Below are 19,571 nucleotides of genomic sequence, written 5' to 3' on the forward strand. Positions count from 1 at the left end.
ACGCGTGAAGCCCGTCGCTGCGCTCAACCTTCGGGGTGCGTCGCCGCTCGCGGGTCGGCCTGGGCGGCATCCTGCGCTGGCGCAGAGTCCGGCTCGGGCGTGGGCGCGACAGTGCCTGCGGCACCGCTCTGCGCCTCGCGGGTCTGCCCTTGGTCGCCCTGCACCTGGCCGGTTTGTGCCTGGCCGTTTTCCGCCGCACCGGCTTGCGCCTCGCCCGCCGGGCTGGCCGGCAGCGCAGCGGCATCGGTTTCGGCCAGCGGGCTTTCTTCCGGGCAGGCCGCATCCGGAAACCCAAAGCGCTGCTTCAAGGAAAGGCCGCAGGCATTGACTGCGTCCAGATCGGCACCCTCGCCCTTGCACGTTTGATCGAAGGCGACCAGAAACGCATCCTTGCGCCGCACGAACGCATCGCCGCACTTGCGCATCTGGCGGATCCGCTCCAGATCGTCCTGCACGGCGTTGGTGCCATCCAGCCCGTATTCGCGCAGCTCGTCCATGGTGAGCAGGCGCAGGCTGCGGTTGGGCACGGTCATCATCAGATCGGCCACCGCCACCGCCACACCGTTGCGCTCCAGATAATCCTTGACGTTGCCGTAGACCTCGCGCAGCTCGCGATTGAGCTCGGCGCGCGAGGTGGCCTTGGAGCTGATCCGCATCATGCGGTGGATGCCGACCTTGCCGGCGACCAGGCGGTTGTCGCCGGCCGCCAGCACGAACACGCAGGCGCTGTGACACACCGAGCCTTCGCGCACCCAGATGGTCCAGTTGGATTCGCCGATGGCGTCGCCGGCGCGGATCGCCGCCTCCACCTGCCCGCCGCTGGAATCCAGGTCCAGGATGCGGTGCGGCAACTTCCATTGCTCGGCCACCGAAGCCAGCCGCCACACCAGCGCGGCGAAGCCGGCGTTGATCTTGCCGGCATAGCGCACCCGCATCAGCCCGGTCTCGCGGCACGGCGCCAGCGCCGCTTCCACACTGGCCCGGTCCAACGCCGGCAGCAGCGTGCCGTCGCCGGCTTCGTGGCTGTAATCGGTCGCGCAACTGATCCAGGCCTGGCCCGATTCCAGCGCCGCCTGTGGCCATCCCGCCTCGCCGGCCTGCGCGCGCGGGCGCGGCGGCGGCGCCACCGGCTCGGGCGTATCCACCGACACCATATGGTCGCCATCGCCGGCCTGCGCGCCGCCGTTCTGCTGCACCGTTACGGCATCGGCGGAGGTGCTGGTGCGATCGCACGCCGCCAGCAGAAGCAGACACGCAAGGGACAGGCAAAGCGGTTTCAACATCGGGCGCGGACCATCGAGAGCGTGAGCGGGTTCCCAGTCTAGGGTGGACGCGCATCGTGCCCCGAACCTGACCTTAACCTGGCAGCTCTCAGGCCAGCCCCCAGTGCACCGGCGCTGCGCAGCATCCGCGGCGCATCATGCTCCAGCACGGGCAAGGCTAGATTGCCAACTCGCGCTTTGCGCTTCAGCCGGGCAGGCGGATAACGTGGCCGCAACCCTGTCCGAAAACGGCCAGCCGGTGCCATGGCAAGCGCATAGACTGGCGCCATGCAAACCGCCACGCCCGACCGAACCCAATGCGACCGTGCCCGCCTGGCGCGCGATGCACGCTTCGACGGGCTGTTTTTCACCGCTGTGCGCAGCACCGGCATTTATTGCCGCCCGGTGTGTCCGGCGCCACCGCCCAAGCCGGCCAACGTCAGTTACTACCCCACCGCGGCGGCGGCCAGCGCGGCCGGCTACCGGCCATGCCTGCGCTGCCGGCCGGAGCTGTCGCCGCAGGCGCAGCGGCATCTGGGCGAAGAGAGCGTGCAGCGTGCGCTGGCGATGATTGCCGACGGCGCGCTGCAGGAGCAGCCGGTGCAGATGCTGGCCGATGCGGTGGGTTTGAGCGCGCGACAATTGCAGCGTCAGTTCGTGCAGCAGCTGGGTGCCACGCCGATCCAGGTGCACGGCACGCACAGGCTGCTGCTGGCCAAGCAGCTGCTCACCGAAACCGCCTTGCCGGTCACCGAGGTCGCGCTCGCGGCCGGCTTCAACAGCCTGCGCCGCTTCAATGCCGCATTCTTGCAGGGCTGCGGCATGCCGCCGTCGGCACTGCGCAAGCAACGTGCCGACATGCCGGGCGGCGAGCTGACGCTGCGCCTGGGCTATCGCCCGCCGCTGGATCTGCAGGCGATGCTGGCATTTCTGCAGCGGCGTGCGATTCCGGGCATCGAGCAGGTCGATACCGGCAGCTACCGACGCGTGATCGGCGCGCCGGGCAATGCCAGCGTGATCGAGGTCAGTGCGGCGCCGCAGCGTGCGGAACTGCTGCTGCGCATCGGCGCCACCGACCCGCGGCAGATTCCGCAGATCGTGCGGCGCGTGCGCCGGCTGTTTGATCTGGATGCGGACCTGCAGGGCGTGCACGCCACGCTTGCGCCGGAACCGCTGCTGGCCGAGGCGATCGCGCGCCGACCGGGCCTGCGCGTGCCCGGTGGCTGGGACGGCTTTGAAGTGGCGGTGCGTGCGGTGCTGGGCCAGCAGATCAGCGTGGCTGGGGCAGCGACGCTGGCGGCGCGGCTGGTCGACCGCCACGGCGGCCAGCATGCCGACATGCCACCCGGCCTTGACCGCAGTTTCCCCACACCCGAACAGTTGGCAGATGCGCCGCTGGAACAGCTTGGGCTGCCGCGTGCGCGCGCCGCCACGCTGCGTGCGCTGGCATCGGCCTGCGCGCAGGGTCGGCTGCACTTCGGTGCCGGGCAGCGCCTGCCGGACTTCATCGCTGCCTGCACCGCGCTACCCGGAATCGGTCCGTGGACTGCGCAGTACGTGGCCATGCGCGCGTTGTCGCATCCGGATGCGTTTCCGGCCGGCGATTTGATCCTGCAGCAGGTGCTTGGCGCCCCGGAGCGTTTGAGCGAACGCGCCACCGAAGCGCGCTCGCAGGCGTGGCGCCCGTGGCGCGCCTGCGCCGTGCTGCACCTGTGGCATCTGGCCAACGACCGCAAGGACACCCGCGCATGAGCACATTGCACTACGACACCTTCCCCTCGCCGATCGGCGCGCTCAGCGTGGCCGCCGACGACAGCGGCGTGCACCACATCCTGTTCGCGCAGAACCGCTACGACGCCATCGGCCGTGCGCGCTGGTTGCATGACCCCGATGCACCGCTGGTGCGCGAGGCACGCGAACAGCTGCTCGATTACCTGCATGGCGGGCGACGCAGTTTCGATCTGCCGCTGGCGCCAACCGGCACGCCGTTCCAGCTCAGCGTCTGGCGCACGTTGGCGCAGATTCCGTTCGGGCAGACCTGGAGCTACGTGCAACTTGCGCAGGCGGTGGGGAAGCCGGCCGCCAGCCGCGCGGTGGGTGCTGCCAACGGGCGCAATCCGCTGCCGATCGTGCTGCCCTGCCATCGCGTGATCGGTGCCAATGGTGCGCTGACCGGCTTCGGCGGCGGCCTGCCGACCAAGCAGGCGTTGTTGCAGCTGGAAGGCTGGGCGCCGCGTAACGCCGCGCGCGGCGAGGACCTGTTCGCCGCCGCGTCGGTACTACGCAGCGGCTGACTTCGCGACGTCATCGCTGCACCGTAAACTGGGGGCATGATCGAGCGACGTTTTGCAGTTGCCGCAGCGGCGCTTGCCCTGCTTGCGGCCTGTAGCAGCCAGCCCTCTTCGCGTAGCGCACCCACGGCGGTGCCGACTGCATCTGCATCGGCATCGGCATCGGCGAAGACCGTATCCGCCGGCACGCCGCACACCCTGCTGCTGATCTCCATCGACGGCCTGCGCGCCGACATGCTCGATCGCGGCATCACACCCAACCTGTCGCAACTTGCGCGTGAAGGCGTGCGTGCGCGCTGGATGACGCCGTCGTACCCGTCGCTGACGTTTCCCAATCACTACACCCTGGTCACCGGTTTGCGCCCGGACCACCACGGCATCGTGCACAACAGCATGCGCGACCCGGCGCTGGGCAGCTTCTGGCTGAGCAAACCCGAGGCGGTGGGCGATGCGCGCTGGTGGGGCGGCGAGCCGGTGTGGGTGGGCGTGGAAAAGGCCGGGCAGCATGCCGCGACCTGGTCGTGGCCGGGCAGCGAGGCAGCGATTGCAGGCGTGCGCCCCACACGCTGGCGCCATTACGAAGAACACACCGGGATGGACGCGCGCGTGGACGAGGTGCGCGGCTGGCTCGCTGCATCCGGTGCCGCGCGCAATCGCCTGGTCACGCTGTACTTCGAACACGTGGACGAAGCCGGCCACGATCACGGCCCGCAATCGCGCGAGTACGCCGACAGCGTGCGCGCGGTGGATGCGGCCATCGGCCGGCTGCTGGACGGCATGCAGCGCGATGGCACGCGTGGGCGTACCAACATCATCGTGGTCTCCGACCACGGCATGGCCGAGGTTGCCCCGGGGCACGCGATCAGCGTGGAAGCGATGGCACCGCCGCAGATCGCCGGCGCCGTCACCGACGGCCAGGTGATCGGCTTCGCGCCGATGCCCGGGCAACAGGCCGCTGCCGAGGCCAGCTTGCTCGGCAAGCACGCGCACTACGAGTGCTGGCGCAAAGCGCAGCTGCCGGCGCGCTGGCATTACGGCAGCCATCCGCGCATTCCCGCCATCGTCTGTCAGATGCACGAAGGCTGGGATGCGCTGTTTCCCGACAAGCTCGCCAAACGCGCGCAGCAGGGCATGCGCGGTTCGCATGGCTTCGATCCAGCGCTGCCGTCGATGCGGGCGGTGTTCCTGGCGCAAGGCCCGGACCTGGCGCAGGGCAAGACACTGCCTGGCTTCGACAATGTGGATGTCTACGCACTGATGACCCGGCTGCTGGGTATCCCGGCCGCGCCCAATGATGGCAACCCGGCCACCTTGCTGCCTGCCTTGCGCGTGCCGCCGGCCGCCGGCACCGAGTAGCTGCGGCAGGCAGCGTCAACGAGGCTGCCGCGCATGCATGCGCTTGTCAGTGTCAGTGTCAGTGTCGGTACCGATCCTGCCCGTACAAGGACGCTGTCGCGCGTCGCCGCCATGCATCTGATGCTGATAACGAGGCGGGAATGTGGCGCGCTGCAGACCCGCTTGCCGCCAGGCAATGCGACAATGGCGCAATGTCCGGTTCCAATTCCACGCCGCGTCGCCTGCGGCCGCTGTTGTCAAGCGAAGGCTGGCGTCGTCGCGCTGCACTGTGGGGCGGCGCGATTGCGGTAGCCCTGGTGGCGATCGTGTTCGCCAAGGCCAGCGACGCGGCGTTCCACCTGTTCCAACGCATTACCGCGCACTCGATCTGGTGGGCGTTGCTGCTGACGCCGGGCATTTTCGCGCTGCTCGCCTGGCTCACCTCCGGTGCGCTGCGGCCCACGCGCGGCAGCGGCATCCCGCAGGTGATCGCCGCGCTGGAACACCCGGACCCGGCGTTTCGTGACAACAACCTTTCGCTGGGCGTGTCGGTCGGCAAACTCGCGCTGACCACCTTGTCGCTGCTGGGCGGCGCATCGGTCGGGCGCGAAGGCCCTACCGTGCATGTCGGCGCCAGCCTGATGCATGTGTTCGGGCGTTGGTTCGGTTTTCACGATCCCCGCGAGCTCTCGCACTTTCTGCTCGCCGGCGGCGCTGCCGGCATCGCCGCAGCGTTCAACACGCCGCTGGCAGGCGTGGTGTTTGCGATCGAGGAATTGAGCGGGCGCTTCGAGCACCGCTTCTCCGGCACCCTGCTCACCGCGGTGATCGTTGGCGGCGTGGTGTCGCTGGGCCTGCTGGGCAACTACACCTATTTCGGCAAGGTGGCAGTGGCCTTGCCGCTGGGCCAGGCGTGGCTGGCAATCGCCTTGTGCGGCAGCGTGGCCGGGCTGCTCGGCGGCGTGTTCGCGCGGCTGGTGCTGGCCAGCGTTAGCGGTAAGCCGCGCTGGTTGGGTGCGCTGCGCCAACGGCATCCGGTGCTGCTGGCCGCGTCGTGCGGCGTCGCGCTGGTCGGGCTGGCGCTGGCGTTCGGGCAAGGCGCGTTCGGCACCGGCTACGAGCAGGCGCGCAGCCTGGTGCAAGGGCATGCGGTGGTCGGCCACGAATTCGGCCTGATGAAGCTCATCGCCAATCTGGTCTCGTATCTGGCCGGCATTCCGGGCGGCTTGTTCTCACCGGCGCTGGCAGTGGGTGCCGGGATCGGCCACAACCTGTCGGTCCTGATGCCCAGCGTGGACCCGCGCACCTTCGTGCTGCTGGGCATGTGCGCCTATCTCACCGGCGTGACCCAGGCGCCGCTGACTTCGGCGGTGATCTCGCTGGAACTCACCGACACCAGCCAGATGCTGCTGCCGATCCTGGCCACCGTGCTGATTGCGCGCGCAGTGTCCGGGCTGGTGTGCAAGACGCCGATCTACCGCGGCCTGGCCGAGCAGTTGCTGGCACCCGCGGCGGCCAGCCAGCCCGTGGCTGCGGAAACAGCGCGCTAGCAGCACTCCGCCAGAACCAACGCGCCTGCGTTTGCGCTGATGCCGGACATAAAAAAACGCGGCGCAAGCGCCGCGTTCTGGTGTCGCGAAGCGGGCTGAGGATCAGCCGGCCTTGGCGACGGTCTTCTTGGCGACAGCCTTCTTGGCCGGGGCCTTGACCACGCCCTTCTTGGCAACCGGGGCAGCTGCACCCACGACAACCTTGCTCACCGCGTGCGAACGCGAATTGCCGTAGCTGGCGTTATAGCGCTTGCCCTTGGCGGTCTTACGGTCACCCTTACCCATTTCGTCGACTCCTGAATGTGAATACAAATTCCCGTGCTGGCACGGGTCTGGCGAGATTTGCACCGGCGGTGCCCTCGCGCAAGGCCGACAAGCCTACCACGACGGCCCCGGCCAGCGTAGCCGGGCTGCGCCGCCCGCCTTGCGGAGCCGATCGACGACAGATCAACGCATGCGCTGGCGAGCTGTCGTCAGGTGGGCGTGGATGACGCCGAGGAACCGGCGGCGACACGTGGCCACATGCCGATTCCCGCCGGCGTCCGCGGCCCGTCTGGCGGCTACGCGCCAGTGTTATCAGCTGTCCTCAGTGCGCACAGCTGGCATCGTGCACATGCCCGTGATTCAGGCGCAGGTTGACCAGGTGCGCGATGCCGACCAGGGCGCCGCCCAGCGTCATCACCACCGCATGCGGCACCACCGAGTGGTGCAACGGGTCGTACAACAGGCCCAGCCATAGCAGTGCCAGGCCTGGCAACAGCAGGGCAAGCGCATGCAGCGCCTTGTGCCGGCGATAGCCCAGTACCAGGCTGAGCAGGCCCAGCAACGTCACGAACACCACGATGGCCAGTTCCACCCTGTCGCCCAGCCAGAACGACAGGCCCAGCGACGGCGCCAGCGCAAGCACCAGCGGCAGCACCGCGCAGTGCACGGCGCACAGCAGCGAACCGGTTGCGCCGAAGCGGTCGAGAAGATGGCGAAGGGTCGGTAGAGGCATGACTTCCAGCAGGTGCTCGCGGCGACGTGGAATAATATAACATCTTCCTTGTTCCAGCCCCGCACCACTGCATCGCGCAGCCGTGCGGGTCTCGCCGCCGGCGCAGCAGGCAAGCTGCGCCCTATCATTGATACAAAGTAACACTTACAGAGTCCGGCCCATCATGCCCCCCAGCCTCGCTTCCTCGTTCCGCCGTTCCACGCTCTCGCTGGCCCTGACCAGCCTGCTGACCCCTGCCCTGGCCATGGCCGACGACGTACCGGCCGCTGCCGATGCGCAGACCCCGCCCAGCTCCGACACCCGCCACGCCGCCAGCCCATCCAGCGGCCGGCACATCAAGGACCTTGACAAGGTGGTGGTCACCGCCAGCCCGCTGCGCGATGCGGCCGGCGAATTGAGCCGCCCGGTGGAAGTGCTGGCCGGCGAGCGTCTGGACGAGGTGCGCAGCTCGAGCCTGGGCGAAACCGTGGCCAGCCTGCCCGGCGTGCAGAGTTCCAATTTCGGCCCCGGCGTGGGCCGGCCGATCATCCGCGGCCTGGACGGCCCGCGCGTGGCGGTGCTGCGCGATGGTCTGTCCACCCAGGACGTCTCCACCGTCAGCCAGGACCATTCGCCGGCGATCGAGCCGTTCCTGGCCAACCAGATCGAAGTGCTGAAGGGTCCGTCGACATTGCTGTACGGCTCCGGCGCCATCGGCGGCGTGGTCAACGTGGTCGACGGGCGCATCGCCGAAACGCCGGTGGACGGCTTCGGCGGGCGTGCCGAAGTGCGCTTCGACGGCGGCGACAAGGACGGCAACACCGACATGTTCCGCGTCGATGCCGGCAATGGCAGCGGGCTGTCGATCCATGCCGATGGCGTGTACCGCAACCAGAACGACTACGACACCCCGCAGGGCCGCCAGGCCAACTCCTGGATCGACTCCAAGGTGGGCTCGATCGGTGCCTCGCTGTCCGGCGATTGGGGCTTTGTCGGCCTGTCGGCATCGCGGTTCCGCGACAACTACGGCAACCCGGGCGAGCCGGGCGATCTATCGATCGGCGAGCGCGGCGTGTCGTTGAAGCTGCAGCAGGACCGCTACGACCTCAAGGGCGGGTTGACCGACCCGTGGGGCGAAGGCAGCGCGTTGCGCTACAGCTTCGGTCACACCGACTACGCGCATACCGAATTTGAAGGCGAGGAAGTCGGCACCGTGTTCACCAAGCGGGCCAACGAAGGCCGTGTGGAAGCCTCGTTGACGTTTGGCGGCGGCTGGCAGACCGCATTCGGCCTGCAGGGCAGCGATACCACCTTCCAGGCGGTGGGCGAGGAATCCTTCGTGCCCAAGACCGATACGCGCTCGCTCGGCGTGTTCGCTGTTGCGCGTAACAGCTGGGAGCGCGTCAGCGCCGAAGTCGGCGCGCGCGTGGACAAGGTCAAGTACCAGACCGACATCGGCGTGGACCGCGATTTCACCCCGACCAGCTTCTCGGCCAGTGGCGCATTCCGCTTCAACGAGCAATGGCGTCTGACTGCCAACCTCGACCACGCCGAACGCGCGCCGGCCGAAGAGGAACTGTTCGCCAATGGCCCGCATATCGCCACCCTCGCCTTCGAGATCGGCGATGCGGACCTGAAGACCGAAAAGGCCAACCAGGCCGAGCTGGGCCTGAACTTCCAGAACGATTGGGTGGATGCCAAGGTGGCGGCGTATTACAACCGCTACAACGACTTCGTCTACATCGTCGATACCGGCGGCCAGTGGTTCAACGAAGAAGACAACGACTTCCTGCCGATCCGCCAGTGGACCCAGGCCGATGCGATCTTCCACGGCTTCGAAGGCGAGGCCACCTTCCACCTGGCCAACAACGACAACGGTGCGTGGGACCTGCGCGTGTTCGGCGACACCGTGCGCGCCCGCCTGAGCGACGGCGGCAACCTGCCGCGTATTGCGCCGGGCCGTTTCGGTGCGCAGTTGCGCTGGAATGCCGAGCAGTGGCGTGCGTCGCTCGGTGCGACCCGCACCATGAAGCAGGACAAGGTGGCAGCGAACGAAACGCCGACCGATGGCTACACCTTCGTCGATGCGCACCTGGCGTACCACGTGGACCGCGGCAGCAACGCGTGGGAAGTGTTCCTGGACGGCAACAACCTGACCAACCAGGACGCGCGCGTGCACACCTCCTTCCTCAAGGACGACGTGATGCTACCTGGCCGCAGCGCGTCGTTCGGCATGCGCTTGTTCTTCTGACAGCGGACTCTCTCCCCCGCTGAATGGAAGCGAGGCCGCCTTCGGGCGGCCTTTTTTATGCGCGGTGTCGACGTACCCGTGCGCGCCGCATTGGCGCTGCACCACGCAGGCAGTCGCGTCCGTCGCTACCCGCGATAAGCGCGACGCAGGATGTGATCGTCGCCACAGCGCAGGCACGCACTGCGTTGCCTGCAACGACAGACCCAAGCCGTAGCTGCTGCGTCGCACAACAGGCTGTGGCGCATCTGGGGTTAAAACTTCATTGCACTGCGCTGACAGGGGGCGCCAAGCGACGCAACAGCGCGGGCGCGCGCATGCACTGCCTGCCGTTGTGTGCGCGCCACTGCGTGGACGGCAGCGTTCTTGCATCCAGACCAAGGAACCTTGCGCATGCGTTTTTCCTCACCCCGCTACACCCTCTCGCTGGCCATCGCCGCCGTGCTGCTGGCACCGGATGGCCACACGCAGACCGCCGCGCCCGCCGCGGGCTCCCAGGACGCCACCACGCTGGATGCGGTGATCGTCAGCGGCACCGCGCGCTTCAAGGGCCTTGCCAAGCGCGACGCCAGTTTTTCGATCACCACGGCCAGCCCGGAGCAGATCCAGCAGGCGGTACCGCAAAGCACCGCCGACCTGCTCAAGATCGTGCCCGGCGTGTGGGCCGAACCCAGCGGCGGCGGTACGGGTGCCAACATCTTCGTGCGCGGCATGCCGTCCGAGGGCGATGCGCCGTTCGTGACCATGCAGCTGGATGGCTCGCCATTGTTTCCGCCGCCAACCTTGTCGTTCCTGGAAAATTCCACACTGTTCCGCGTCGACGATACGGTCGAGCGCATGGAAGTGCTGCGCGGCGGCTCCAGCCCGATCTTCTCCAATGGCCAGCCTGGCCTCACCGTCAATTTCATCCAGAAAAAAGGCCAGGACGCGCCGGAAGGCAGCGTGCGCCTGACCGGCGGCAACAACGCGCTGCGCCGCATCGATGTGTTCAACAGCGGGCCAATGGGCAATGGCTGGTACTACAGCGTGGGCGGCTTCTTCCGCGAAACCGACGGCGTGCGCGACCCACAGTTCTCCGCCGACAAGGGTGGCCAGTTCAGTGCCACCTTGAGCAAGCGCTGGGACAGCGGCGAGCTGTCGTTCTATGCGCGGCATACCGACGACAACAACGCGTTCTACACCGCCATTCCGTTGCTCTCGCGCAATAACGGCAACGATCTGTCCAGCTTTCCCGGCTTGAATGCGCAGACCGGCACCCTGCTCGGCCGCGACTTCCGTAACGTCGATCTGCTGGTCGGGCCCAATGGCCAGACGCTGCGGCGCGATCTGGCCGACGGGCGTGGCGTCAACATCGATGTGTTCGGCGGCGAATGGAACTGGGAAAGCGGCGGCTGGACCGTTGCCGACCGCTTCAACGTGATGAGCGGCAGTGCGCCGACCTATGCGCTGTTCACCGGCGACGCACCGCAACGCTTGAGCGATTTCATTGCAGGTTACGGCAGCGGCGGTAGCGCCAGCTACACCAATGGCGGCGGTGCGGTGGATGCCAATCAGCAGGTGCTTGAAGCCGGTTGGTGGTCGGTGGACAAACGTTTGAATTCCTTTACCAACGACCTGCGTTTGAGCCGCGAATTGTTTGCCGGCAACACGCTCACCGTGGGCGCGTATTACGCCAAGTATTCGTCTGCCGACACCTGGTACCTGGGCAATACCATGCTGCTCACCGCGCAAAACAACGCACGCCGCATCGATGTGACGTTGGACGACGGCCGCCAGGCCACGCGCCAGGGCTTTACCAGCACCGCGTTCTTGAACCTGCGCGCCAACTACGACGGCGAAAACATCGCTGCCTTCGTTGCCGACGAGTGGGAGCTGAGCGAACGCCTGCGCCTGGATCTGGGGGCGCGCTACGAGCGTCAGAGCGTCACCGGCGATGTGCACGACACCGCCAGCGTGGATCTGGACGGCAATCCGGCCACGTTGTACGACAATGCCACCTCGCTGGCGCTGGCAACCACACGGCGCATCGATCAGGACGATGAAGCGTTTTCGTGGACGGCGGGCTTGAACTTCACCCTCGATCAGAACAACAGCCTGTTTGCGCGGGTCAACTCCGGGGTGAAGTTTCCCGGCTTCGACAACCTGCGCGATGGACAGAACCGCGTGCAGGAGGTGGATCAATACGAGTTGGGGTTGAAGTCCGGCACCAGCGCGTACGACCTGTATCTCACCGCGTTCTACAACACCTTCAAGAACTCGCCGTTCCAGGCGTTTCTGGCCAATGGCCAGAATTTCACCGCAGTCGGCGATTCGCGCGCGCGCGGCCTGGAAGTGGAAGCTGCGGTGCGACCGTTCGGCGGTTTCGAGCTGGCCGGCACCGGGGTGTGGCTGGATGCGACCTACCGCAACTATCGCGAGTTCACCGACAACCAGGTGATGCGCCAACCCAAGCGGCAGTTCCGCATCACGCCCAGTTATTACTGGATGCTGCCGTTCGGCGATCTCAAGCTGTTTGCCACCTATTCCTACATCGGCGAGCGCTTCGCGGATCTGGCCAATAGCCAGCGCCTGCCTTCCTACGACATGCTGGATATCGGCGCCAACCTGCATGTGGGAGAGCATTGGGAGGTGACCGCCAGCGGCAGCAATGTCACCGACACGCTAGGCCTCACCGAAGGCAATGTGCGCGTACCCGGCGCTGCGACCGGCGGGGTGTTCATGGGCCGGCCGATCGCCGGGCGGCAATACCAGATGTCGGTGGCATACCGCTGGTAGGTCTGTACGCGACTGGCCCGCGCAGCGGCGCAACGCTGCTGCGCGGCGCCTTGCAACAGGCCTCGCGCTGCACCTATCGCGATGCAGCCTGTCTTATGCCAAGCGCCGGCGACAGGCGTTGCAATCCTTGCGCAACGCCGCTGCGCTTGGGCGTGCCCGCTTGTATGCGAGATGTGCAGCCCGGTTATGTGATGACAACCATGTCGCAGTGGTCGCCGATGCGAAGCAGAACGACGCATCGCGATGGGTTATTTCAATCGATGCGAGCGCTCTAGCAAATTTTTCGCCCGTATTTGTACGCAAAACTTCGCATGCAACGCATAAATCTGCATACCATCCATAAATTGCGCGATGTGTCACGCAGATGCCCTACATCGCGTGCCTTGCAGGCAAGGATTGCCCCATCTTTAATCGAGGAGTTGACGCTGCAGATGCATCGCCAACATCGGCTGCGTTCAGACGCACAGGGGAGCCGACGAACCACCTGGCCGCATCCACTCCATCGCCGGACCGATGCGCTGTGTAGCTCTCTTGGGATAAACGGACATGACTCCTGTCGCTGCCGCTGTCGCATTGTCTTTTCTCGCCCCCCTGCCATCGCCACCTTGCGGCGGCAGGCCTGGGGCGCTACCCGCCTGCAGGCGAGGTTGCCTGACGGGTGCTTCCTGACCCGGGCGATCGCGCCGGGTCTTCGACTGCAAACACCTCTTCCGGCTCCAACGGCTCGGGCTTCATAGGCGCGTCCCGAGCCAACGGCGCGGCTGCAACGGCCGATCGTGCGATTGGCCAAACGGAGGACCGTGTCGCTTCGACCGCGCCTACCCTTTGACTGGAATCAAACGGAATGAACTCTTTTCGCAGGCAACCCCTCGCGCTGTTGATCGGTGCCCTCGTGATCGGTAGCAGCCCACTTTCGGCGCTGGCGGCAACACCGCTCACGGCTGTCACCGGCAATCCCAGCAATGCCACTACCGCCACCGCCAAATCCGGCGGCAACGACCCCTTGTATCGCTATCAGTGGCATCTCTCCAACCAGGGCCAGGCCGTGATCGGCGACAGCCGCCCGGTGCCCGGCGTGGACCTGGACGTGGATATCCTGCATGGCTTGAACATCCGCGGCCGCGGCGTGCGGGTCGGCGTGGTGGACGACGGGCTGGAGCTACGCCATGAAGATCTGGCCGACAACATCCTGCCCAACGGCTCGTACAACTTTGGCGATGGCTCCCACGATACGACGCCAGTCGACCCGTACAACGGCCACGGCACTGCGGTGGCCGGCATCATCGGCGCCGTTGGCTGGAACGGCCGTGGCGGACGTGGCGTGGCGCCCGACGTCCTGATGGCAGGATTCGATTTTCTTGCGCGTGCATCGTCCAACTCCGAAGCCAGCGTCCGGTATGCCTGGGGTGACGGCCCGGAGGCGCGCAGTATCGATATCTTCAATAACAGCTGGGGCTCGGTCGGGCCGTTGTATTTCGATTTCCCGGTAGAAGAACAACAGTCCTGGGAAGCATTGATGCGGTCTAGCCGCGGTGGGCGCGGCGCCATCTATGTCAAGTCCGCTGGCAACAGTTTCGCGCGGCTGCGTGCGCGCGATGAAAACGGCAACATCGTCAACCTCTGCAGCGAAGAATCACGTGTATTGAAAGTCGGCTGCGCGCTGACCAACGTCGACCCACGCAGTAATCTTCCTGGCACGATTGTCGTCGCCAGTGTGGATGCCACAGGTCAACACGCCTCGTATTCGTCTTCAGGCTCTGCGTTGTGGGTCTCCGGTCTTGGCGGCGAATTCGGCCGGCAACGCAAGTTCTATCCCGATGCGGCATCCGTGTTTGCGCCGGACACGGCACCTTACGCCTACGACCCAGCCATCGTCACCACCGACCTCAGCGGCTGCGCGGCAGGCGACAACGTTGACGACTCATCAGTCAACAATGCATTGGACGGCAGCAGGTCGAAGATCGATGCGTCGTGCAACTACAACGGCGTCATGAACGGCACATCGGCCGCTGCGCCCACTGTCTCCGGCGTCGCAGCCTTGATCTTGAGCACCAACCCGAACCTGAGCGCGCGCGACGTCAAATACATCCTGGCCAAGACCGCGCGGCAGATCGATCCGTGGCAGCCTGCTGCGGTGTATCAGGGCAGCGTGATCGACCCGGGCTGGATCACCAATGCGGCCGGCCATCGCTTCAGCAACTGGTACGGATTCGGCCTGGCCGATGGCGCCGCAGCCGTTTACGAGGCACGTTACTTCACGCCGCTGCCTGCGGTGCGCGATACCCAATGGGTTGCATCCACCGTCGCCCCGAGCCAGATCGGCGGCCCCGCGCGACCTGCCAAACAACGCATCCGCATCACCCAGGCAATGAAGGTGGAAGGCGTGCAACTGTCGCTTGCCACATCGCATCGCAACCCGACCAATCTGCGCGTGGTGCTGGAGTCGCCCAGCGGAACGCGCAGCTACGTCCTCACCCCGTTCTCGGCACTGGACCAGGCCGTCTATGCGAGCACCGGGTTTTATATCGACCTCACCTCCAGCAACGCATTTCTCGATGAGCGGGCGCAAGGCGTGTGGACGCTGGAAGTCACCGACGTGACCGATCCGACATCCACCGCGGCGCTGCAATCCTTCAAACTTCGCATCCTGGGGCACTGACATGAAGATCACGCTTGCTGTTTCGGTATTGCTCGCTTCCCTGGCCGCCTGCGGCATGGCACACGCAGAACAGTACATGGATGCCCTTGCGCTCAGCGCGGCTGCGACCGGCGATCGCTTCACCTCCGGGCAGGATAGGTTCCGCATGCTGCCGGGGTCGGTGGTCTCCGATCCACTTCCACCCGGGAATGCGGAGAGCGGCGCAGCGCGCTCTGCAAGGACACAAGCCACCACTGTAATGACTCGGCCCATCGGCAAGATCGCCGCGCGCGTGGGTCCCTACGCGGTGCTGCTGGACACACCAGCCAATGCCGCACGGGGCGTGCGCGCGGCCAGCACGGAGCGGAAGCTTGCCGCGGCCGTGAACGAACGCACCGGCCGCGTGGTGCTGGTGCGGCCCCAGCTGAAATTGACCGGCACAACGCCAACCAACGCGACTGCGTTGGCGAGCAGCTCGGGCGGACGCATCGTCTACACCTCGACGGTCGATCACAGCGCCGTCATTGCGTATGCCTCGGTCGAACAGGCGCAACGCGCACTGACGTCTCTCCAAGGCAACACGGGGGCCACGCAGTTCTCGCTGGTGGTCAGCCAGGCAGTCATGCAACCGATGTAGGCATCGTGGCCAGGTCTTCCTGCGGCCACGATGCTCGGCGCATCGCAACGCTTGGAAACTTGCGATGTCGCCATCCGGTCGCGGTGCGAGACGCGATGACACAGACATCGAGTTCACCGTAAGGGCTGACAGGCACGGCCCACGCAATGGAGCGCCCGCCGGTCGACCCCACGCATCGGCCGCACGCTGCCTGCATGCATCACCTCGCCGCGTTGGCGACTCCCTTCAGTTCACCCACTGGGATCCTGTTGATGACGACTCTTCTGCAACGGCAACTTCTGTGCTCCGCCACGCTGCTGGTTTTGTGTGGCGATGCCTCCATCGCGCCGGCATCGGCGCAAGGGCCGGCTTCGATTCGCGCGCAACCGCGGGCGCCGGAGCCTGACGACCCGCTGTTTCGCTACCAATGGCATCTGCTCAACAACGGGCAGGACGTGATTGCGGATTCCCGTCCTGTCGCAGGTGTGGATTTGAATATCGAACCAGTGCATGCGCTGGGAATCCGTGGCCAGGGCGTGATCGTGGGGGTGCTGGACGATGGGCTGGATATCCGTCATCCGGATCTGGCAGCCAACGTCGTCCCTGGCGGATCGAAAAACTTCGCCGACGGGTCCAACGATCCAACGCCGCGCAATCCTGGTGAAGCGCATGGCACGGCGGTGGGCGGCATCATGGCGGAAGCCGGCTGGAATGGCATCGGCGGCCGCGGCGTCGCACCGAATGCGCGGCTCAAAGGCTTCAAACTCTTTGCAGCGGAAGGCATCCCGACCGACTTCGACAGCAATTTACGCGCGTCCTGGGGAGCTGGCGCCGAATCAGGTGACGTGGCTGTATTCAATAACAGCTTCGGTTCGGATCTGACGTTCTACCCCGCCTTCTCGCCCGCTGCCCAGCGCTCGCTCGAACGCTTGATGCGCGGCACGCGCGACGGCAAGGGCGGCGTGTATGTGCAGTCGGCCGGTAATACATTCAACAGTTTTTTCGGCACGAATGCCGCAGGGAACTGGGTCGAGGTGTGCCCTGCGCTGGCCCGTACGCTGGGCATGACCTGCTCCACGCCGGCCACCGACCCAACGAGCAACCTACCGCAGATCATCATGGCCGGCGCGGTCAATGCCAGAGGCGTGCGCTCTTCTTATTCCTCGGCAGGCGCGGCGCTATGGGTGAGCGGATTTGGCGGCGAATATGGGCTGCAACGACGCTACTTCGGCGACCGCCCCATCTCGGCTTACTACGACCCTGGCATCGTCACCACCGACCTGGCCGGCTGCGCTGCCGGCTGGAGTGCCGACAATGCCGACGCCGCACCGGAGAATGCACTGGACGGCAGCAGCTCGCCGATCGATCCATCGTGCAACTACCTGGCCACGATGAATGGCACGTCGGCATCGGCACCGGTGGTGTCCGGCGTGGCCGCACTCATTCTGCAGGCCAACCCCGCGCTCAGCGCCCGCGACGTCAAATACATTCTGGCGACCAGCGCGCGCCAGATCGATCGGGAGCAACCGGTCATCCGCTATCGCGGCAGCGTGATCGAACCGGGCTGGATCACCAACGCCGCCGGACATAGCTTCAGCAACTGGTACGGGTTCGGCCTGGTGGATGCGGCCGAAGCGGTCTATCGCGCCTATCGCTTCACACCCTTGCCGCCGCAACGCGATCTGGGCTGGAAAGCGGCGCGTCCGGCAAGTTCGGCCATCGGCGGGCCGAATGCACCGGCAACCTTGCAGCTGCGGCTTGGCGATGCGCTTACCATCGATACCGTGCAATGGTCGATGCAGACCACCCACACCACTCCCAGCAATCTGCAAGTGGTGCTGATCTCGCCCAGCGGGACCCGCAGCCATGTGCTCACTCCCTTTCAGACACTGTCGCCGATCACTGAAGGAACCGGGTTCGATATTCCACTCTCCACCAGCAACGCGTTTCTCGACGAGCGCGTGACTGGCATCTGGACGCTGGAAGTCACCGACATGTCCGATTCGACCACTCCGGCCCAACTGACGGGCTTCAAACTACGCGTTCTGGGGCACTGACATGAAACTAGCGCTTGGTACCACCATCGTTCTGTGCATGCTGACCGGCATGCCCGCCCTGGCCCAGACCAGCATGCAGACGGCGCTGCAGCGCTCTGCTACCGGTGCGCGCTTCATGATCGGCGACACCGATTTCAGACTGGTGCCCGATGCCAGGATCCAGCGGCAGGTGCAGGCACCGCCACCTGACGCGACGCCTGCAATGCGCCGCGCAGGTGCGACTGCCACGGTCGATTCCGCAGCGGCGGTGCGCGTTGGTCCGTATCTCATCCTGCCCGGCGGCGCCGCGACTGGTCGCCGCAGCGGCGCAGCCGGCGCGCAAGACGAACCCGACCTGATGGTGGCCATCAATCAGCGTAATGGCCAACCGGCCGTGGCAGCGCCACGACTGGACATCTTTGCAGGCAATGCCGAGACCATCGCCAGAGTGGCACGGCAGAGCAACGGCACGGTGCTCTCGGCCACGCAGGACGGCAGCGGCATCATCGGGTACGCGTCGGTCCGGGCGGCGCTTGCCGCATTGCCGCGGGTACGTGCCGACCGCGAGGTCGACGATGCATCGCTGCAGCTGATCCAGGGAGTAGCGACCCTGCGCTGAGTGGGCAAGCGCCACGGTCAGGCAGGCGTTGTCTGCAAAGGCGTGACGGGCGTGATCGTCCGGTACGCCGTCACCGCGGACTGTCGTGGAGCCAGCGCTGAGCCAGTGCCGGCCATCGGTCAGCAAGGCGCACTCAGCGTGACCGGTCGCAGCGCCTTCAATCGTATCCCAGCGAAGATGGACGTCGATCGGGCGCTCGGCGCATTGCGCGGCGACAGATCAACTCCCACGCTGCAGGCGTTGACGCAGTGCGCGGCGCTGGGCATCGCTGAGCAGATGCCCGTGCGTGCTCAGCAAACCGACAATCTGCTGATGCGCCAGCTGGGCGCGCCTGGCAAGCTCGGCGGTTGCCGCCTGCTCGATCGCTTTCCAGTCGGCCGGGGTGGAGGGAGCAGCAAGGGATCGGGGTTTCGCAGCCATAGACGATCCGAACACCGGGAACAGGCCGCAAGGATACGGAATCTGCGTGAGCGATCGATCAGCGGCAGCTGCATGCTGTCTGCCGCATTGGCCGAATATGCGAGCGCCCGTGCCATTGTCGCGCCTGCCACTGATGGGCGCACCACGGCGTTCCTTGTAAGGATCGCGATACCGCGGCTGTGCCGCACAGCGCCAGCGCACGAGCGTCCCGCATGCCTTTTGCCACTGCCGACCTGACCGACATCCTGCTGCGCCACGCACCCACGGACGGCATGCACGCCACGCCGATCGCCGGCTTGCACGTGATGCGCAGTTCGATCGCCGCAGATGGCATCCCCACCGTCTACACGCCGATGCTGTGTCCGGTGGCGCAAGGCCGCAAGGCCGCATCGAGCAGATCGCCGACCTGTCGGCGATGAGCCGTTCCACCTTCCACGCGCATTTCAAGACGGTGACCTCGATGACGCCGCTGGAATACCGCCCGCATCTGCGCGTACACGAGGCGCGCCGACTGATGGTGGCCGAAGCGCTCACGGCCGCAGATGCGGGCTTTCGGGTGGGATATGAAAACGCATCGCAGTTCAGTCGCGACTACACGCGCATTCTTGGCGAGTCACCGGCGCACGCTGCACAACGCTTGCGCGCCAGTACGCCCGATGCGACGGAAGTTGCGTGAGCGTGCCGGCCTGACCGAGCAGGGGTGACCTGCCGCGGCCGCATGCGTCGCGACAGGTCACCGCCTCCCCCGGCAGCGATATCGATGTGTGGCGCTGCGCACCGGACACGGCAGATTGCCACGCCAACG

15 protein-coding genes and 1 pseudogene are annotated in these 19,571 nt (G+C 66.2%); 12 read left to right on the forward strand and 4 right to left on the reverse strand.

Annotated elements, in window-relative coordinates; translation table 11 throughout:
• Positions 1 to 23: 23 nt before the first annotated feature.
• On the reverse strand, positions 24 to 1,283 hold the full coding sequence (locus A7D16_RS05460) for a COG3904 family protein (protein WP_064630583.1): 1,260 nt from the start codon (positions 1,281 to 1,283) through the stop codon (positions 24 to 26).
• A 267-nt stretch (positions 1,284 to 1,550) separates the two neighbouring features.
• On the opposite strand from A7D16_RS05460, the gene A7D16_RS05465 reads away from it, so the two are divergent.
• The 4 genes from A7D16_RS05465 to A7D16_RS05480 all read left to right on the forward strand — a co-directional run bounded on the left by A7D16_RS05465 (position 1,551) and on the right by A7D16_RS05480 (position 6,438).
• Complete coding sequence (locus tag A7D16_RS05465; RefSeq protein ID WP_064630585.1) at positions 1,551 to 3,014, forward strand: AlkA N-terminal domain-containing protein; 1,464 nt, start codon at positions 1,551 to 1,553, stop codon at positions 3,012 to 3,014.
• Positions 3,011 to 3,556: a methylated-DNA--[protein]-cysteine S-methyltransferase gene (locus A7D16_RS05470; RefSeq protein WP_064630587.1), complete on the forward strand. Its 546-nt coding sequence runs from the start codon at positions 3,011 to 3,013 to the stop codon at positions 3,554 to 3,556. Before A7D16_RS05465 ends, A7D16_RS05470 begins: the two co-directional genes overlap by 4 nt.
• 36 nt (positions 3,557 to 3,592) lie before the next feature.
• The gene (locus A7D16_RS05475; protein ID WP_064630589.1) at positions 3,593 to 4,909 is read left to right on the forward strand and encodes an alkaline phosphatase family protein; all 1,317 of its coding nucleotides are present in this window, start codon (positions 3,593 to 3,595) and stop codon (positions 4,907 to 4,909) included.
• A gap of 140 nt (positions 4,910 to 5,049) precedes the next feature.
• Positions 5,050 to 6,438: a chloride channel protein gene (locus tag A7D16_RS05480; RefSeq protein ID WP_082925738.1), complete on the forward strand. Its 1,389-nt coding sequence runs from the start codon at positions 5,050 to 5,052 to the stop codon at positions 6,436 to 6,438.
• Between the two features lie 102 nt (positions 6,439 to 6,540).
• On the opposite strand, the gene A7D16_RS05485 is transcribed toward A7D16_RS05480, so the two are convergent.
• The gene (locus tag A7D16_RS05485; RefSeq protein WP_008571876.1) at positions 6,541 to 6,723 is read right to left on the reverse strand and encodes a 30S ribosomal protein THX; all 183 of its coding nucleotides are present in this window, start codon (positions 6,721 to 6,723) and stop codon (positions 6,541 to 6,543) included.
• A 301-nt stretch (positions 6,724 to 7,024) separates the two neighbouring features.
• On the reverse strand, positions 7,025 to 7,435 hold the full coding sequence (locus A7D16_RS05490) for a MerC domain-containing protein (protein WP_064630591.1): 411 nt from the start codon (positions 7,433 to 7,435) through the stop codon (positions 7,025 to 7,027).
• 163 nt (positions 7,436 to 7,598) lie between these two features.
• Here A7D16_RS05490 and A7D16_RS05495 point away from each other — a divergent pair, with 163 nt between their 5' ends.
• From A7D16_RS05495 to A7D16_RS05520, 6 genes are all read left to right on the forward strand, one after another.
• Entirely contained in the window at positions 7,599 to 9,665 is a 2,067-nt protein-coding gene (locus tag A7D16_RS05495) for a TonB-dependent receptor (protein ID WP_064630593.1), read from the forward strand.
• Positions 9,666 to 10,055: 390 nt separating this feature from the next.
• On the forward strand, positions 10,056 to 12,437 hold the full coding sequence (locus A7D16_RS05500) for a TonB-dependent receptor (RefSeq protein WP_064630596.1): 2,382 nt from the start codon (positions 10,056 to 10,058) through the stop codon (positions 12,435 to 12,437).
• A gap of 877 nt (positions 12,438 to 13,314) precedes the next feature.
• Positions 13,315 to 15,096: a S8 family peptidase gene (locus A7D16_RS05505; RefSeq protein WP_193395446.1), complete on the forward strand. Its 1,782-nt coding sequence runs from the start codon at positions 13,315 to 13,317 to the stop codon at positions 15,094 to 15,096.
• 1 nt (position 15,097) lies between these two features.
• On the forward strand, positions 15,098 to 15,712 hold the full coding sequence (locus tag A7D16_RS05510; protein ID WP_064630600.1) for a hypothetical protein: 615 nt from the start codon (positions 15,098 to 15,100) through the stop codon (positions 15,710 to 15,712).
• 251 nt (positions 15,713 to 15,963) lie between these two features.
• A complete protein-coding gene (locus A7D16_RS05515) occupies positions 15,964 to 17,748 on the forward strand; it encodes a S8 family peptidase (protein WP_064630602.1) in 1,785 nt (594 codons plus the stop codon).
• Position 17,749: 1 nt separating this feature from the next.
• Positions 17,750 to 18,346 carry a potassium-transporting ATPase subunit C gene (locus A7D16_RS05520; protein ID WP_064630604.1) on the forward strand — a complete coding sequence of 199 codons (597 nt, stop codon included), beginning with the start codon at positions 17,750 to 17,752 and terminating at the stop codon, positions 18,344 to 18,346.
• Between the two features lie 219 nt (positions 18,347 to 18,565).
• Here A7D16_RS05520 and A7D16_RS23700 read toward each other — a convergent pair whose 3' ends face one another.
• Positions 18,566 to 18,766, reverse strand: coding sequence for a hypothetical protein (locus A7D16_RS23700; protein WP_064630606.1), 201 nt, complete (start codon positions 18,764 to 18,766; stop codon positions 18,566 to 18,568).
• A 305-nt stretch (positions 18,767 to 19,071) separates the two neighbouring features.
• Here A7D16_RS23700 and A7D16_RS24415 point away from each other — a divergent pair, with 305 nt between their 5' ends.
• Both A7D16_RS24415 and A7D16_RS24420 read left to right on the forward strand, forming a co-directional pair.
• Positions 19,072 to 19,185, forward strand: a complete 114-nt coding sequence (locus tag A7D16_RS24415) for a hypothetical protein (protein ID WP_373419017.1) — start codon at positions 19,072 to 19,074, stop codon at positions 19,183 to 19,185.
• A pseudogene (locus tag A7D16_RS24420) lies at positions 19,155 to 19,442 on the forward strand (helix-turn-helix transcriptional regulator); the annotation flags it as partial. The gene A7D16_RS24415 and the pseudogene A7D16_RS24420, both read left to right, overlap by 31 nt.
• Between the last annotated feature and the right edge of the window lie 129 nt (positions 19,443 to 19,571).

The sequence above is a fragment of the Xanthomonas nasturtii genome (genome assembly GCF_001660815.1).
GTDB lineage: Bacteria > Pseudomonadota > Gammaproteobacteria > Xanthomonadales > Xanthomonadaceae > Xanthomonas > Xanthomonas nasturtii.